Here is a 14,797-nt window from a genome sequence, read left to right as displayed (position 1 = left end):
CACGGCTTTACTCTTCTTACGCCTGTGCATTCCGTCTATCGTCACAGCGATACGGCACAGCCCATTGCATGACTTGGACTCGGTGAATTGATAGTCGGACTGGAGCGAACGAAGCGGTTTGGATTCGATGCTGTGGCAAACGCGCATCAGTCGCGGTCTCCATCCTGCGTCGATGCCGCTCCCGATTGCCCTCTCGTCCCGCTCTGGCTGGTTGCCGACGATATCGATGACACCCTGCGCAAGCCGCTTGAGAGCCGCCTGCCGTGGAAGACCGTGCAGCGCAATTCGCTGGGATCGTTTCGCGCAGCGCCGTTCCAGTCAAAGGCGATCCTGCGGATGCAGCCGCATCTCGGACTGATGTCGTGTTTCGATCCCGCACCGCTCTGGACCATACCCGACGACGATAGCGCCACGACCGGCAACGACTCGCCGCAGGACATCCTGGTGCTGCGGCCGTCCGACGGCGTCGTGATCGTCCAGCAGGATGGCCAGCGCCAGACATGCATGCCGCGCGAGGCGATCATTCTCGATCCCGGCCGCGCCACCACCTTCATCATGAATGATGTGAGCCGCGTCGACTGCCTGCTACTCACCAGCAATGGCCATACCGGATTGCGCCACATCGCCCATGACAATGGCGGGCTGATCGCGCTCGGCCATTACGCCGCTGCCGTAATGCGCGGATTGTTGCCGATGAATTCGGCGGCGCTGACCGGCCTTGCCATCGATTATATGAACGGCCTCGTCGCCACCATGATCGATGAAGCCGATGCGCCGGCGCGGCGTGGCGCATGGCGCCAGGATCGGCCGACTATCAGCCTGCTGTCGCTCAAGGCCGATATCGAGGCCAGCCTCAGCCAGCCAACGCTGTCACTGGAGCGGCTCGCGACCACCCATGGCGTCACCGCGCGTTATTTCCAGAAATTGTTCGAGGCCGAAGGCCGGACGTTTTCGGACTACCTGCTGGAGCGCCGCCTGGAGCGCGCTTTCCACATGCTGCGCGACGGGAACCGCGGGGATCGCGCCGTCAGCACCATCGCCTTCGAGGTCGGGTTCGGCGACCTGTCTTATTTCAACCGCACCTTCAAGAAGCGCTTCGGCGCCACGCCTCGGGAAATACGGGCGCGGTTTGAAGTGATGCTGGTGGGTGCAGCGATTGATCTGTCGAAGGACTAGCAGAAGTCAGAGCCAGACCTATCTGCCTGTCGTCCCCGCGAAGGCGGGGACCCATAGCCTCAGCCTTCTCCATTGAAGCGAAGGTCTCTCCCAACTGCGATCGACGAGACTACAGTGTGTATGGATCCCCGCCTTCGCGGGGATGACAGACTGTGAGTATGAGCTTCGTCAATTGGCCTTCGCCACCGTTGTCCCGGCGCGCGGCAGAATCTCCACCGTCGCCGTACGCCCTGCAACCAGCGTCGCGCCTGCCGGGACAGCATCGAGTGCGATGCGCACCGGCACGCGCTGGGCGAGACGGACCCAACTGAAGGTCGGCGTCACATTGGCCAGGAGATTGCTGCCTTCAGCGCGGTCGCGATCCTCGATCCCGGCGGCGACGCTCTCGACATGGCCGGTGAGCTTGGCGGCGTCGCCCATCAAATGGATATGGACGGGATCGCCGACGTGAATCCGCGACAGCTTGGTCTCCTCGAAATAGCCATCGACATGCAGGCTCGACGTATCGACCAGCGCCATCACGCCCTTGCCGGCAGTGACATAGGTCCCCGGCCGCAGATCCATGTTGGAGATCACGCCGGAAACCGGCGCATGAACCTCGCTGCGATCGAGATTGAGCTGCGCCACCGCCTGATCGGCGACGGCCTGATCCAGTGATGCCTTGGCGAGGAGTTGCGTCGCCAGCACCTGCTCCTTCTTCTGCTGCGATACAGCCGCGGTGGTGAGATCATTGTAGCGCTTCAGATCGAGATCGGCCTGCTCAAAGCTGGCCTTGCGACCGGCCACGACGGCTTCGGCCTGCTGTAGCGCCAGTCCGAAACGTGCGCGGTCGATCCGCATGATGACATCGCCGCGGGCCACCTTCTGATTGTCCTTCACCAGAATCTCGGTAACGAAACCGGACACATCCGGCGCCACTGTCACCACGTCAGCACGGACGCGGCCGTCACGTGTCCATGGTGCATCCATATAATAGACCCAGAGATAGTGCCCGACGGCGAGCGCGGCGACGACGGCCAGCGCGGTGACGGCGAAACGGCGAACGAAACTCACAGCATTTTTCATGACAGCAATCCGGAAGATAAATAGACCACGCCACCGAGCAGGCAGATATACAGAGCAAGATCGAACAGCGCGCGGTGCCAGACATAGCGATAGAGGCCGGAGCGCTCGATCAACGGGCGCAGCAGTGTGCCGATGGCGTAAGTGATGACTAGCCACAGCATCAGCGATGGCAACAGCACACCGAACAGATCGATTTCATATCTCATGCAGCCACACTCCCGGCGAGAAGGCCCGGTTCGGGCAAATAGGCAGGTGCCGTCGGAAACAGACCGCGGCGAATGCCAACGAGCCCGATCAGCGCATCCTCGCGCCCTACCCCGCGCTCGCTGATGGCTTCCGACAGCGCGTGATCAACCTTCGCCAGCAGCAGCTCCGGCATCGCGCCGCCTTTGTAGTTGCGGAAACTCACGGCAAGCTCATCCAGCATCGCGTCCATCGCTCTGAGCGTCGGCAGCGACAGATGATGGCGGGCGCGACGCAGATCGACGATGTTTAACCCGACCCGCAGCTCGCGCAGATTATCGACCATGCGCAGTTCTGAGTCTTTCAGCGCCGTCAGCCGCGGCGCCAGCAGACCGATGCGATTCAGCATCAACCCGGCAAAGGCGGCGCGATCACGGTTGCCGCGCTGTTCGGCAGCCTGCGCGATGGCGATCCAGCCGCGCCGCATCAGCCGCTTCACACTCCATTCGGAGCCGACTGAGCGGATCAACTGGATCGAGATGACCGACAGTTCAGTACCGACGAAGAAAGCCGCGCTGGAATTGGCGAAACTTGCGAAGTCGGCATTGTAAGTCGTCTGCAACGCCATCAGCGTCGCGGTATTCGCCGCCAGCAGCATGCCGATGAAGAAGGTCGCGGGGCGTGCGATGAGATAGCCAAACAGCAGGAACGGCGGCGCCAGCACGGCGACCAGCACTTCGACATCGGTGATGGCCGGCAGGATCGCGAACAGATAGAGCGCGATGATCATCATCGCGGCCAGCGTCCATTTGGCGAAGCCGCGCAACCCCACCGCGGGATCATCCATGCTGGCGAAGAACGAGCAGCCGACAGCCGCCATGGTCGGTGCTGTCGCGCCATCGGTCCAGCCGGTGGCGATCCAGAACGCGCAGCAGACGAGGATGGTCACGAATACGCCTGCTGCGGACCATAGCGCCATGCCGTGATCGACATGCCGCACCGGGGCCACACCGGCTTCAGCCTGAAAGGCGAGTTTCGCGCCCGGCGGACGGCCGCCCTCGGCAATCGCCTGATTGAGGACCCGGCAATCCGCTGAGATATCGACGAGCTCGCGCATCCGCATCAGCAGGCTCGCGATCATGATCTCGGTCCATGACGACGACGCGCTCAGCTTCGGCTGCTGCGCGGCGATCATGCTGCACAGCCGCTCGGCGGGTTCACGGTCGGTGCTGTTGTCAGCAATCCAAGCGGAGACGTCGTCGATCAGCGCCATCAATTGCGGTGAGGTCGTCCGCGCGTCTTCGCCCAGCGCGTCGATGCGATCGCCCATGGATGACAGCAGCGGCAGGAATGTCAGCATGCGCGTGCGCAGGGCACGCATCCAGCGTGAGGTCTCGCGTCCGCCGAGCCGATCATAGGCCAGATGATCGGCGAGCGTATCGATATCGACGGCATCGGCGGCGAGCTTGAGGCGCAGATCGCGCGTGGCCGGATCGGCACTGCGGCCGGCCAGCACGTCTTGGGTCAGCTTGCGCGCACCGGCGAGCCAGCTATCGACCCGCGTTGCAACCGCGGGGCCGACGCTGCGCGGCAACAGGATCGTGGAGACCAGTGTGGCACACAGGATGCCGACAATGATCTCCTCGCTGCGCGCCACGGCGGTATCGAAGATGGCTGCGGGTTCGTTGACCGAGGGAAAGCTGATCAGCGCGCAGGTATAGCCTGCCAGCATGAACATGTAGCCGCGCGGCGTCCTGTCCAGCAGTGACACATAGAGACAGAGACCGACCCACAGCGCGATGGCGAGGCTGAGCAGTTCTGGGGAATTGACGAGGTTCGGGACCAGTACCACGCTGGCCGAAGCCCCAACCAGTGTGCCGATGACGCGAAACAGCGCTTTCGAACGCGTCGCGCCGGCCAGCGGCTGCGAGGCGATATAGACCGTGGCCAGCGCCCAGTAGGGCCGCGGCAGATCCATCGCAAAGCCGATGAGCAAAGCCATCATGCCGGCGATGAAGGTTTTGACGGAGAAGATGATGTCGGCGTGGCGGACGAGAAACGGCGGTCTGGCAGCAGCGGAGGTCATGGCAGCGCGTCCGCCTCCTCAGCGGCCTCATACAGGCGATTGGCCGATAGCTCGATCCGTCCGAGCACATCGAAGGCAATAGCGAGTTCATCCGGCGCGATGCCCTTCATCAGGTCACCGCGCAGCCGGCGCATGACGCGCCTGATCTCTTCGGCCTTGGCTTCGCCAAGCGGGGTCAGGTGCAAAACCTTGGCGCGGCGGTCGGTCGGGTCCTCTCGGCGCTCGACGAGCCCTTCGGCAGCCAGCAGGTCGATCAGCCGGACCACCGATGGACCTTCGAGCCCCATTTCGTCGGCGAGCACGCCCTGACGCACGTTCTCGCGTCCGGGCCGCGACAGGATCAGCAGCGGATGGGCCGTGGCTTCGGACAGGCCATGCGCCGACAGGGTCTGGTCAGCCTTGCGGCGCCAGACCCGTGCCAGTCGCGCAACCAGCAGGCCCAGTTCGGCCTGGATATGCGCTTGGGAGTGGGGCATGGAAATTAGATAGGACCCTATCGATTAGGCTGCAATCTATTTTGTGCGTCGCATCAATCACGGTGTGGTGAGCGCCGCCGGGGACCCCGGCACCTGCAAGCCCGGTCGGGTAGCCGTAACGCGGGAAACAACGCCGGCAGCCAAATATTGAGAATTTCCCAATGATTTCCGTGAGCCATATCTTTCAGCGATTGAAATCCCCCTTGTTTCTGCCATGTTCGCGCCCAAAGCAGGCATCGGGTAGTGTTCTCCGGCGCGCGAATCTCCATCGCGCGGATGCTCCAGTTGAAAGCGGCAAAGGAATTCCATGGCGAAGCCAGCAGTGATTGTCGTCGGCGCGGACAAGGGTGGGGTCGGCAAGACCACGGTTTCGCGGACGGTTCTGGACTATTTCAGCGCCAACAACGTCCCGACGCGCGCTTTCGACACCGAAGCGCCGCGCGGCACGCTGAAGCGGTTCCATTCGGACATCACCGAAATCGTCGACATGACGACCACGTCCGACCAGATGAAGATCTTCGATACGCTGAACAGCGCGTCGCCCTCGGTGACCGTGATCGACGTCCGCGCAGGCCTGCTGTCCCGGGCGCTGGCCGATCTGCGTGACATCGGCTTCCTCGATGCCGCCAAGTCCGGCCAGATTACCTTTGCCGTTTTCCATATACTCGGCCCGTCGATCGCCTCCCTGGACGAGATCGCCGAGACCGCCGGCTTCATGGACGGTGCGAAGTATTTCCTGGTGAAGAACTTCATTAACAACACCAGCTTCTTCGAATGGGACCAGGCGACCTACAACTCCTATTTCCACCGCATCAAGGGCGCCACCGAGATCACCATCCCGAAGCTGAACGAAATGGCCTATGAGCAGGTCGAGGTCTCCAGCGTGCCGTTCCTGAAATTCGTCGCCAACAAGGGACCGCATGACGAGACCGCGAACTATTCGTTCGTGCTGCGCGGCTATGTCCGGCACTGGCTGGCCAATGTCTGGAGCGAATTCGACCGCATCAAGCTGACCGACATCGTCCACGACAAGCCCGGTGCCCGCAGCCCCGGCGAGAAGTAAGTCCATTTAACGATTGGAGCGGCGTCGGATTCGCCTGATATTGCGCCGATGCGACGCACGCCCGTTTATATCATCTGCTCGACGCGACCGATGGTCGGCAAGACCCTCGTCGCGCGCCTGTTGTGCGAATTCCTGAAGCTGCAGCGCGGCGACGTCACCGCCTTCGATGTCAGCCTGAAAGAACCGTCGCTGCTGGATTTCCTGCCGAAGTTGACCGAGACCGCCGACGTCAATGACACGTTCGGCAAGATGTCGCTGATGGACCGGCTCATCATCAACGACGACATCGCCAAGGTGATCGACCTCGGCTATTTCGCCTTCGACGAATTCTTCAAAATGACCGGCGAGATCGGTTTCGCCAAGGAAGCCGCACGCCGCGGTGTGGCGCCCATCGTGTTCTTCATGGGCGACAGCGACCGCGCCTCATTGCGCGGCTACGAGATGCTGCAGCAGCAGTTCACCCGCAATTCGCTTTATGTGATCGACAACGAACACGTGCTGCGCGGCGAAATCCCGGTGGCGCTGGCGCAGGGCCGCATGCTGCGCATCGCGGCGCTGCCGGTGTTCCTCAAGACCTATATCGACCGGCTGAATTTCTCCTTCACCGGCTATTTGCGCTCGGAGCAGGATTCATCGACCGAGCTGCATCAGTGGATCAGGAAGAATTATTTCAGCTTTCGGGAGATCGAGCTGGGGCTGCTGCTGCAGGGGTCGTGACGGGCAATCAATGCCCGTCGAACGTCATCAACGTCCGCACCGGCACATTCATCGCCCGCAGCTTGGCCGCGCCGCCGAGATCCGGCAGGTCGATGATGAAACAGGCGGCCATCACCTCAGCACCGATCTGGCGCATCAGTTTGACCGCACCTTCAGCCGTGCCGCCGGTGGCGATGAGGTCATCCACCAGGATCACGCGTTCGCCGGGCTTGATGGCGTCGGCATGCACTTCCATCTCGTCGATGCCGTATTCGAGAGAGTAAGCGATCCGCACGGTCGTGTGCGGGAGCTTGCCCTTCTTGCGGATCGGCACGAAACCGGCCGACAACTGATGCGCCACCGCGCCGCCGATGATGAAGCCGCGCGCTTCCATGCCGGCAACCTTGTCGATCTTCAGCCCCGCCCAGGGCTGCACCAGCTCATCCACCGCGCGGCGGAACGAGCGTGCATCACCCAGCAGTGTGGTGATGTCGCGAAACAGGATACCCGGCTTCGGATAATCCACAATGGTGCGGACGGAGGCTTTGAGATCGTGCGCGAGTTCGGGTGTCATCAGGGTCTTTCGATTCTTCAGATGGAGATCAGTTGGGGCGTTGCCCCAACCGAAATGCGTTTTCGACGATACGTAAGCCGACCTCGCCGCCAAGCGACATCAGCGATTCCGGATGAAACTGCACGCCGCCGACCGGCAGCGTCTTGTGTTCGATGGCCATGGCGACACCGTCCTCGGTCGAGGCCGTCACGGTGAGCACATCGGGCATGCTGTCCTGCTCGACGAACAGCGAGTGATAGCGGCCTATAACGATTTCATTGGGTAGACCGTTCATCAACTTTCCGCCCCGCACTTGCACGCGCGACGGCCGTCCATGCGCCGGCTGCGCGAGCTGGCCCAGCACGCCGCCGAAATATTCACCGATCGCCTGCACGCCAAGACAGACACCGAATACCGGCAGCTTCTTTTCGAGCGCGGTATCCAGCGTTTTGCCAATGCTGAAATCCGCTGGACGGCCGGGGCCGGGCGACAGCACCAGCAGATCGAAACTCTCGCGGTTCAGGACGGTCTGTGCATGGATATGACGAACCACGCTGACGGTGGCGCCGACCTGACGGAAGTAATCCGCCAGCATGTGCACGAAACTGTCATCATGATCGATCAACAAGACCTTCTTGCCCGAACCGGTAGCATCCGGCGCAAAGGCCGACAGCCGCTTCGGCGGATCGCCGCGCAGCGCCTGGAACAGGGCCGCGGCCTTGGTCTGGCATTCCTTCTCTTCGGCGACGGGATCTGAATCGAACAGCAGCGTCGCGCCGACGCGCACTTCGGCGAGGCCATCCTTCATGCGGATGGTACGGATGGTAATGCCGGTATTGATGCCGCCATCGAATGACACGGCACCAATCGCGCCGGCATACCAACGCCGCGACGAGCGCTCGTTATCCTCGACGAACTGCATCGCCCACAGTTTCGGCGCACCGGTCACCGTCACCGCCCAGGCATGGGTCAGGAACGCATCGAGCGCGTCAAAGCCCGGCCGCAGCATGCCTTCCACATGATCGACAGTATGGAACAGTTTTGAGTAGGTCTCGATCTGCCGACGCGCCAGCACCTTGATCGTGCCGGGCACGCAGACACGCGCCTTGTCGTTACGATCGACGTCGGTGCACATGTTGAGTTCGAACTCGTCTTTCTCCGAATTCAGCAACTGCCGTATCTGTTCAGCATCGCCGATGGCATCGACGCCACGCGCAATGGTGCCGGAGATCGGACAGGTCTCGACGCGGCGACCGTCGGAGCGCACGAACATCTCGGGCGAGGCAGCGACGAGAAATTCGCCGTCGCCGAGATTCATCAGCGCGCCATAGGGCGACGGATTGATCACGCAGAGCCGCTGGAACACTTCCGCCGGCGAACGCTCGCAGGGCTCGGCGAACAACTGACCGGGCACCGCCTCGAACAGGTCACCGCGCGCAAAGGCGGCACGGGCGTTCTCGACAGTCTTCTGATATTCGCCGGGCGCATGATCGGCAAAGCCCTGGCGCGGTGCCTTGTTGTAGCCGCTGTCGGGCGTATCGCGTGGCAGGCCCTCGGTGGAGCGATCCTTCCAGGTGAAGTCATAGGACATCACCACGCCGCGGCCGGTAGCGCGGTCATAGGCCAGCAGCGTGTCGGGCAGATACAGCACGATGTCGCGCTGGTCGGCCTCGCGCGCGCGCTTCTGCTTCAGGTCCTCCATCTGGAACACGAGGTCATAGGCGAAGGCGCCATAGAGCCCGAGCATGGAATCGTCCGAGGAGAACAATTGCGCGACCATGTCGCGCACCAGCGACATCACGCTGGCGCGGCGGGTGCGCTGGTCTTCCTCGACCGGCGCCTCGCCGCGGATGATGTGGCCCTTGAGCTTCGACATCGTCCGCCCGTCGAGCGCGATACAGGGATCCTGCAGCGTGTCGGCAAGGAAGGCGATCAACACCTGCCCACGCTTGTTCAGCGCCGTCAGCGTGAAATCCGTCCCGGTGGTTTCCAGCAGCAGCGGCGGATCGGCGAAACCGAGATCGAAGCTCTCATAGCGGCCAGGCACCGTGGTGCCCGACGACAGCACCACGCCGCGGCGCTGGTCGAGCCGGACGATCAGATCGTCCAGCGCGGTGCCGCCGGTGAAATAATCGACATGGCGCGCCACGGAGAGACCCGCGTGGGTCTTGTAGGCGCTGTCAGCGGGGAGCGAAAACACAGTCCTGTTCATGGTGTCCTCTTAGGAAACATGCCGGAGGGGGCGCCACACAGAACAAACAAGCAAAGGCCGTCGCACTGCGATGGCGGCCTTCGACGATTGAAAATAAGCAAATCGCACCGACCACCTCTTCAGGAGGTGCGCCACCAACGACGGCTGTTGCGGACAGGGGTGCTCATGGCGGGCAAATCACCATGGCCGGCCCGGAAGGTCAAGGGACTAAACGGCCCTCGGCCGCTCCCGGACGAATACCGTCAGTTTAAGCGCCCCGACGCCGTCCTCGATCGGGGTCCAACCGATGCACTCGTACCAGGCCCGACGGGGCGGGGCAGCGCAGAGATAGACCCGGGCATGCCCCCGGGAAAAGGCCTCCAGGCAGGCCCGCTCGATGAGCGCCGGGGCGATACCCTGTTTGCGGGCATCGGGCTCGGTCCAGACCGCCGCGACCCAGGGCGTATATTGCGGGCGCTCGTCGAGATCGGACACCAGCAGCGACGCCGTTCCGAGAAAGTCTGGCCCACGATGGGCCACCAGCGCGATCGGCAGGTCGGTCCCCTGCATGTTCTCGCGCAGTCGCTCGACGATATAGGCCTCGGGCACGCCATGGCGTTTCCACCACGCCTGCCAGATACGATCGGCGACGGTATCGAAGAAGTCGGGCTGCTGGCGCAAATCGGAAATGGTGAAGTCGGATGTCATCGGCCTCGACCTACAAGGTCAGGCCTGTCGCATCAAGCTGCCACGCGGCTGTGCGTCACGATGTGTGAGCTTCACCGGTGAGCCGCTTCAGCATGGGAAAGGATGACGTCGTGCCGAATTTTCCCTGTGGCACTCCGCAGTCTTCATAGCCGGCAGACAGATACAGGCGATGGGCTGTCTCGGTGCTGATCAGATTGCAGACATCGTTGCCATGGTCCCGTGCGGTCGCCTCAAGCTGTGCCAGCATCGCCTTGCTGACGCCCCGGAACCGGGCATCCGGCGAGACGTAGTTGCACGTAATCTCGCCATCGTGTCTGACGATGCCGACGGCGAGCACTGTTTCTTCCTCGACCGCGACGAGAACGAAATTGTCCGGATGGGCGATCCAGCCCTCCACTATTTTAGGAGTCTTGTTGGCGAGCCAACGTCTCAGGATCGCCGGATCGTCATGATGATCGGCGCCGCAGAGCTCGGCGATGGAGCGGCGCAAGACATCGCATATCTCGGCCGCTTCATCGGGTCGCGCTCTGCGGATCAGCATCCGATCATAGAACCTCAGCCCAGGTGCTTCTTGAAGAACGCCGTGGCCCGGCCCCAGGCCAGTTCGGCGGCTTCACGGTCATGCACGGAGACGCGCTGCTCGTTGACGAAGGCGTGGTCGGCGTCATAGCGGAAGAACTCGGCCGACTTGCCGGCAACCTTCAGGCCGTTCTCGAACGCATCGACCACCGCAGGCGTGCACCAGTCGTCGCGATTGGCGAAGTGGCCCTGCAGCGGCACCTGCACATCGGCGGGCTTGGCGGCCTGCTCCGGCGGAATGCCATAGAACGCCACGGCGGCCTTGAGTTCGGGGATCTTGCACGAACCGATGATGGTCACCGCTCCGCCGAGGCAGAAGCCGGTAAGGCCGACCTTGGCGCCGTTGCGCGACAGATATTGCGCCGCGCCGCGCACGGTCTGCGTGGTGGCGTCCATGAAATCGAGCGAGTTCATTTCTTTGCCGGCAGCGTCCGTGTCGTGATAGGGCACGACCACGCCATTATAGAGATCAGGCGCCAGCGCATCGAAGCCGGCCAGCGCGAGACGATCGGCCAGGCCCTTGATCTGCTCCTGCAGACCCCACCATTCCTGGATCACGACGACGCCCGGCGCGTTGCCGGCCTGGGCATTGGCGAGATAGCCTTTGGCTTCCTTGCCGTCGGGGCGCTTGAAGCTGATCGATGTTCCCATGATGTCCTCCGCTGGAATGGTTCGGGGCAACTTATAGACCCCTCACGTGTCAACTCAACCGGGCCAGCGCGCGCTGCAGATCTCGCTTGTAAGTCAGAAAATCGACAAACAGTCCGTGTTCGCCGCCGTCCCGCCGTGGCGGTTGCGCGAACCATTGCGTGATCTCCTGCCGCAGCGCTGCTGCCGCATCCGGCCGCGCGGCCTTGGCCGCGAGATAGGCTGCGATCACGCGGGCCTGCAATGCACGCCCTTCCCAGCCCACGCCGGCGCCCTCCAGCAGCCCGGCGACATACAGACCGTTATCCTCCGACGGAAACATGTTCATGAACAGCCGCGGCGCGCCGATTGCCTCCTGCCAATCGAGTGCACGGAGATCGCCGAGGAACGGAAACGTGATCCGGTAGCCGGTCGCGAGCAGCACCAGATCGACCTCGTCGCAGCGGCCATCGGCAAACACGACCAACTTGCCGTTGAATTCGCGGACCGGCTTGCGCAAACCGACATCGCCCTGGCCGAGATGCTGAAGCACCAGCGAATTGACGATCGGCGTGCGGTCATAGAGCCGGTGCTGCGGCTTGGGCAGACCGAAACGCTCCGGCGCGCCGACGATGAAGCGCAGGATCGGCTCGTGCAGCCTTGAGCGCAGGTTCTTCGGGATGATGAAGCGCTTCGGCTTGTGATTGCCTTCGTCCGCCGGCTTGCCAGCGAGGAATTTCGGCACGAAATGATTGCCGCCGCGCACGCTCCACAACACCTTATCCGCGCGATGGATCGCATCCACGACAATGTCGCAGCCGGTATTGCCCATGCCCACCACCAGCACGCGCTGGCCGGTGAAGATATCGGCGGTCTTGTAGTCCTTGGCATGCATCAGTGGGCCATCAAAGGTGCCTGACGTTTTGGGGATCAGGGGATCGCTGAGATGGCCATTGGCGATGATGACGCCGGCATAGTCTGCCGACGTGCCGTCGCTGAAAGCAGCGTGCCATCCACTTTCCTGCCGCGTCAGGCTGCGCACGCCGGTGTTGAAGCGGATCAGCGGATAGAGATCGAAATGCCGGGCATAGCTCTGCAGATAATCCAGCACTTGGCGATGGCCCGGATAGGCCGGCCAGTCCTCCGGCATCGGGAAATCCGCAAAGGCCGTGGTGCGCTTCGACGAGATCAGATGCGTCGAGGCGTAGACTGCGCTCGGCGCCGCGCCATACAGCCACTGCCCGCCGACATCGGCATTCTGCTCGACGGCTTCCACAGCATGGCCAGCGGCCTTCAGACTCTGGATTGCGGCAAGACCTGCGGGACCGACGCCGATGACAAGGAAAGTCATGACATCGGCTCCGGGCGCTCGTCGCGATAGCGTTCGAACACGGCGCGCGCATCAAGCTTGGGCGAATATCCGAATTCGGATTTGAGCCGGGTGTTGTCGAGTACCGGACGATACTGGATGAATTTGACATTCTGCGGTGTCAACTTGGTCAGCCCGAACGCATGGAGCAACCACAGCGCGCCCTTCATCACCGCGGGCGGAATTGGAATGAACGGCTTGCCATTTAGCTGCGCAATCTCGCGCAGGCTGAGCGTACCATCGCCGGCGAGATTATAGATGCCGCCCTTGCCAGTGTGCACGGCCTGCGCCAGTGCCGCCACCACATCGGAATCGGCGATCAGCGAGAACGGCGTTGCGGTGCCACTGAGGCCGGTGACAACAGGGCGCTCGAACAATGCAGTGATCTGGTTGTTCGTGGTTGGCCCCAGCACCGTGCAGGGGCGAAACACGGTCTGCCGCAATTGCGGATGATCGCTACGCCAGCGCGCCAGCATCTCCTCGACCTCGCGCTTGTTGCGCGCATAAGGGAAATCCTCGTTACCGCGCAGCGGATCGGCCTCGCGCAATGGGACGGGATTGTCGGCGTGATAGCCATAGGCCGCGCCGCTCGATGTGACGATGAGGTGGCCAACACCAGCCGCGAGACAGGCTTCCAGCACATTGCGCGTGCCCAGCACGTCGATCTCATAGTCGCGCCGGTCGTCGCCGCCGACGGCAACGACCGAAGCCAGATGCACCACCGTACGGGGTTTCACGCGGGCGATGACATCCTTCAAGCCGGGATCGCGAATGTCGCCGTGCTCATAGGCTACGCCGTCGAGGCGCTGTTGTGGCGGCACCTCGCGCAGATCGAGCGCTGTCACCGGCCCGTCGCCGCCGACCGCGAGTGCGCGCAGCAAAGCACTACCAATGAAGCCTGCCGCGCCGGTGATCAGCACGCCGCTATTCGCCATCGCGTCGCTCATGCAGCACCTTCAATGCGTGCCGGATGCGGATCGCGCCGTTTCCACCAGGCCGCCAGCGCCCAGCCGGAGACGAGGTGCCAGACTCCCCAGCCAGCGGCGACCAGCGCAGCCCCGCCAAGGCCGTCGAATTGCGTGAGGATCAGCGCCAGCCCCAGGCCGGAATTATGCATGCTGACTTCGATGGTGAGCGCGCGGGTGTCGTAGTCGCTGAGCCCAAGGATCTTCGCGACGCCCCAGCCGAGTGCGACGGCGATCGCGTTATGCAGCACGACGAATGGCAGCACCGAGGTCGAGAACACCGAGATGTAGCGCCAGTTGGTGACGGTTGCGGCCAAAATAAATCCGATCAGGAACACGAAAGACAGGATCTGCAGCGGCCGGCGCAGACGGTCGGCCAGCCCCGGCAGATGACGCACCGTGAGCAGACCGGCAACCATCGGCACGCCGAGCAGCAGCACGGTCGATCCGATAAACGAGACGGGATCGACGCTCACCTGGCGCAGCAGTGCGGCGGTTTGCGGATTGAGCCCAGCCCAGAACAGGATGTTCAACGGCGTCGTGACGGACGCAAGCAGGCTGGAGATGCCGGTCATCGACACCGACAGCGCGGTGTTGCCCCGCGCCATATGGGTGATGAGATTGGAGATGTTGCCGCCGGGACAGGCCGCCACCACCATCATGCCAAGCGCGATGGAGGGCTGCGGCTTCAACACCATGGTGATCGCCCATGTGACCGCCGGCAGCAGGATCAGTTGCGCGGCGAGCCCCGCGAGCGGCGCCGCCGGACGTCGGAACACATCGACGAAATCGGCGACGCGAAGATCGAGCGCGACGCCATACATGATTAGCGCCAGCACGATGCCGAGCGCCATCTGGCCACCCGGACTGATGTTCAGCAGAATATCGTCGATCGCCGCGCCCGCCATCCATCCCCCCGATGAGCGTGGATATCCGTGACGCTCACCGAGCCCGCGTCTCCCGCCTTTGCGCGAAGCTTAGTCAACGGCTCCCCGAGAATCCATGGTCCGGGTGCGCACAGGCTGAAAACGAAAAAGGGCCCCATCGGGGGCCCTTTTGA

At 62.9% G+C, this 14,797-nt stretch carries 15 protein-coding genes; 3 read left to right on the top strand and 12 right to left on the bottom strand.

The window, feature by feature from the left end; genetic code table 11:
* Positions 1 to 132 precede the first annotated feature (132 nt).
* Positions 133 to 1,176 carry a helix-turn-helix transcriptional regulator gene (locus AB7828_RS25545; protein WP_441231511.1) on the top strand — a complete coding sequence of 348 codons (1,044 nt, stop codon included), beginning with the start codon at positions 133 to 135 and terminating at the stop codon, positions 1,174 to 1,176.
* Positions 1,177 to 1,344: 168 nt separating this feature from the next.
* Here AB7828_RS25545 and AB7828_RS25540 read toward each other — a convergent pair whose 3' ends face one another.
* The 4 genes from AB7828_RS25540 to AB7828_RS25525 are packed head-to-tail and all read right to left on the bottom strand — an operon-like array spanning position 1,345 to position 4,986.
* Positions 1,345 to 2,241 carry an efflux RND transporter periplasmic adaptor subunit gene (locus AB7828_RS25540; protein WP_441231510.1) on the bottom strand — a complete coding sequence of 299 codons (897 nt, stop codon included), beginning with the start codon at positions 2,239 to 2,241 and terminating at the stop codon, positions 1,345 to 1,347.
* Entirely contained in the window at positions 2,238 to 2,447 is a 210-nt protein-coding gene (locus AB7828_RS25535) for a DUF1656 domain-containing protein (protein ID WP_441231509.1), read from the bottom strand. Before AB7828_RS25535 ends, AB7828_RS25540 begins: the two co-directional genes overlap by 4 nt.
* Complete coding sequence (locus tag AB7828_RS25530) at positions 2,444 to 4,510, bottom strand: FUSC family protein (protein WP_441231508.1); 2,067 nt, start codon at positions 4,508 to 4,510, stop codon at positions 2,444 to 2,446. Before AB7828_RS25530 ends, AB7828_RS25535 begins: the two co-directional genes overlap by 4 nt.
* Entirely contained in the window at positions 4,507 to 4,986 is a 480-nt protein-coding gene (locus AB7828_RS25525) for a MarR family winged helix-turn-helix transcriptional regulator (protein ID WP_309947711.1), read from the bottom strand. Before AB7828_RS25525 ends, AB7828_RS25530 begins: the two co-directional genes overlap by 4 nt.
* 307 nt (positions 4,987 to 5,293) lie before the next feature.
* On the opposite strand from AB7828_RS25525, the gene AB7828_RS25520 reads away from it, so the two are divergent.
* On the top strand, positions 5,294 to 6,049 hold the full coding sequence (locus AB7828_RS25520) for a hypothetical protein (protein WP_089262507.1): 756 nt from the start codon (positions 5,294 to 5,296) through the stop codon (positions 6,047 to 6,049).
* Between the two features lie 48 nt (positions 6,050 to 6,097).
* A complete protein-coding gene (locus AB7828_RS25515) occupies positions 6,098 to 6,766 on the top strand; it encodes a hypothetical protein (RefSeq protein WP_089262509.1) in 669 nt (222 codons plus the stop codon).
* 7 nt (positions 6,767 to 6,773) lie between these two features.
* On the opposite strand, the gene AB7828_RS25510 is transcribed toward AB7828_RS25515, so the two are convergent.
* From AB7828_RS25510 to AB7828_RS25475, 8 genes are all read right to left on the bottom strand, one after another.
* Positions 6,774 to 7,319, bottom strand: a complete 546-nt coding sequence (locus AB7828_RS25510; protein ID WP_068733118.1) for an adenine phosphoribosyltransferase — start codon at positions 7,317 to 7,319, stop codon at positions 6,774 to 6,776.
* Positions 7,320 to 7,347: 28 nt separating this feature from the next.
* Complete coding sequence (locus AB7828_RS25505; protein ID WP_439079309.1) at positions 7,348 to 9,510, bottom strand: anthranilate synthase component I; 2,163 nt, start codon at positions 9,508 to 9,510, stop codon at positions 7,348 to 7,350.
* A 207-nt stretch (positions 9,511 to 9,717) separates the two neighbouring features.
* On the bottom strand, positions 9,718 to 10,197 hold the full coding sequence (locus AB7828_RS25500; RefSeq protein WP_441231507.1) for a GNAT family N-acetyltransferase: 480 nt from the start codon (positions 10,195 to 10,197) through the stop codon (positions 9,718 to 9,720).
* Between the two features lie 55 nt (positions 10,198 to 10,252).
* A complete protein-coding gene (locus AB7828_RS25495; protein WP_441231506.1) occupies positions 10,253 to 10,738 on the bottom strand; it encodes a GNAT family N-acetyltransferase in 486 nt (161 codons plus the stop codon).
* A gap of 14 nt (positions 10,739 to 10,752) precedes the next feature.
* The gene (locus AB7828_RS25490; protein ID WP_184513378.1) at positions 10,753 to 11,427 is read right to left on the bottom strand and encodes a dienelactone hydrolase family protein; all 675 of its coding nucleotides are present in this window, start codon (positions 11,425 to 11,427) and stop codon (positions 10,753 to 10,755) included.
* 49 nt (positions 11,428 to 11,476) lie between these two features.
* Positions 11,477 to 12,754, bottom strand: coding sequence for a flavin-containing monooxygenase (locus AB7828_RS25485; RefSeq protein ID WP_439057120.1), 1,278 nt, complete (start codon positions 12,752 to 12,754; stop codon positions 11,477 to 11,479).
* Positions 12,751 to 13,719 (bottom strand): SDR family oxidoreductase, encoded by a 969-nt coding sequence (locus AB7828_RS25480; RefSeq protein ID WP_441231505.1) that lies wholly within the window; start codon positions 13,717 to 13,719, stop codon positions 12,751 to 12,753. Before AB7828_RS25480 ends, AB7828_RS25485 begins: the two co-directional genes overlap by 4 nt.
* On the bottom strand, positions 13,716 to 14,645 hold the full coding sequence (locus tag AB7828_RS25475; protein ID WP_315840559.1) for a bile acid:sodium symporter family protein: 930 nt from the start codon (positions 14,643 to 14,645) through the stop codon (positions 13,716 to 13,718). The genes AB7828_RS25480 and AB7828_RS25475 overlap by 4 nt, the downstream gene beginning before the upstream one ends.
* Positions 14,646 to 14,797: the final 152 nt, after the last annotated feature.

The organism is Tardiphaga sp. 215_C5_N2_1 (assembly GCF_052076055.1).
Lineage (GTDB): Bacteria > Pseudomonadota > Alphaproteobacteria > Rhizobiales > Xanthobacteraceae > Tardiphaga > Tardiphaga robiniae.
The sequence above is the reverse complement of the archived record's forward strand: the minus strand, read 5'-3'. Positions and strand labels throughout refer to the sequence as shown.

Excerpts from the sequence above, each read along its gene's own strand:
- AB7828_RS25525 (WP_309947711.1), bottom strand. The coding sequence starts at position 4,986 with ATGCCCCACTCCCAAGCGCATATCCAGGCCGAACTGGGCCTGCTGGTT.
- AB7828_RS25485 (WP_439057120.1), bottom strand. The coding sequence starts at position 12,754 with ATGACTTTCCTTGTCATCGGCGTCGGTCCCGCAGGTCTTGCCGCAATC.
- AB7828_RS25510 (WP_068733118.1), bottom strand. The coding sequence starts at position 7,319 with ATGACACCCGAACTCGCGCACGATCTCAAAGCCTCCGTCCGCACCATT.
- AB7828_RS25480 (WP_441231505.1), bottom strand. The coding sequence starts at position 13,719 with ATGAGCGACGCGATGGCGAATAGCGGCGTGCTGATCACCGGCGCGGCA.
- AB7828_RS25530 (WP_441231508.1), bottom strand. The coding sequence starts at position 4,510 with ATGACCTCCGCTGCTGCCAGACCGCCGTTTCTCGTCCGCCACGCCGAC.
- AB7828_RS25475 (WP_315840559.1), bottom strand. The coding sequence starts at position 14,645 with ATGGCGGGCGCGGCGATCGACGATATTCTGCTGAACATCAGTCCGGGT.
- AB7828_RS25540 (WP_441231510.1), bottom strand. The coding sequence starts at position 2,241 with ATGAAAAATGCTGTGAGTTTCGTTCGCCGTTTCGCCGTCACCGCGCTG.
- AB7828_RS25535 (WP_441231509.1), bottom strand. The coding sequence starts at position 2,447 with ATGAGATATGAAATCGATCTGTTCGGTGTGCTGTTGCCATCGCTGATG.
- AB7828_RS25515 (WP_089262509.1), top strand. The coding sequence starts at position 6,098 with ATGCGACGCACGCCCGTTTATATCATCTGCTCGACGCGACCGATGGTC.
- AB7828_RS25495 (WP_441231506.1), bottom strand. The coding sequence starts at position 10,738 with ATGCTGATCCGCAGAGCGCGACCCGATGAAGCGGCCGAGATATGCGAT.
- AB7828_RS25505 (WP_439079309.1), bottom strand. The coding sequence starts at position 9,510 with ATGAACAGGACTGTGTTTTCGCTCCCCGCTGACAGCGCCTACAAGACC.
- AB7828_RS25490 (WP_184513378.1), bottom strand. The coding sequence starts at position 11,427 with ATGGGAACATCGATCAGCTTCAAGCGCCCCGACGGCAAGGAAGCCAAA.
- AB7828_RS25500 (WP_441231507.1), bottom strand. The coding sequence starts at position 10,197 with ATGACATCCGACTTCACCATTTCCGATTTGCGCCAGCAGCCCGACTTC.
- AB7828_RS25520 (WP_089262507.1), top strand. The coding sequence starts at position 5,294 with ATGGCGAAGCCAGCAGTGATTGTCGTCGGCGCGGACAAGGGTGGGGTC.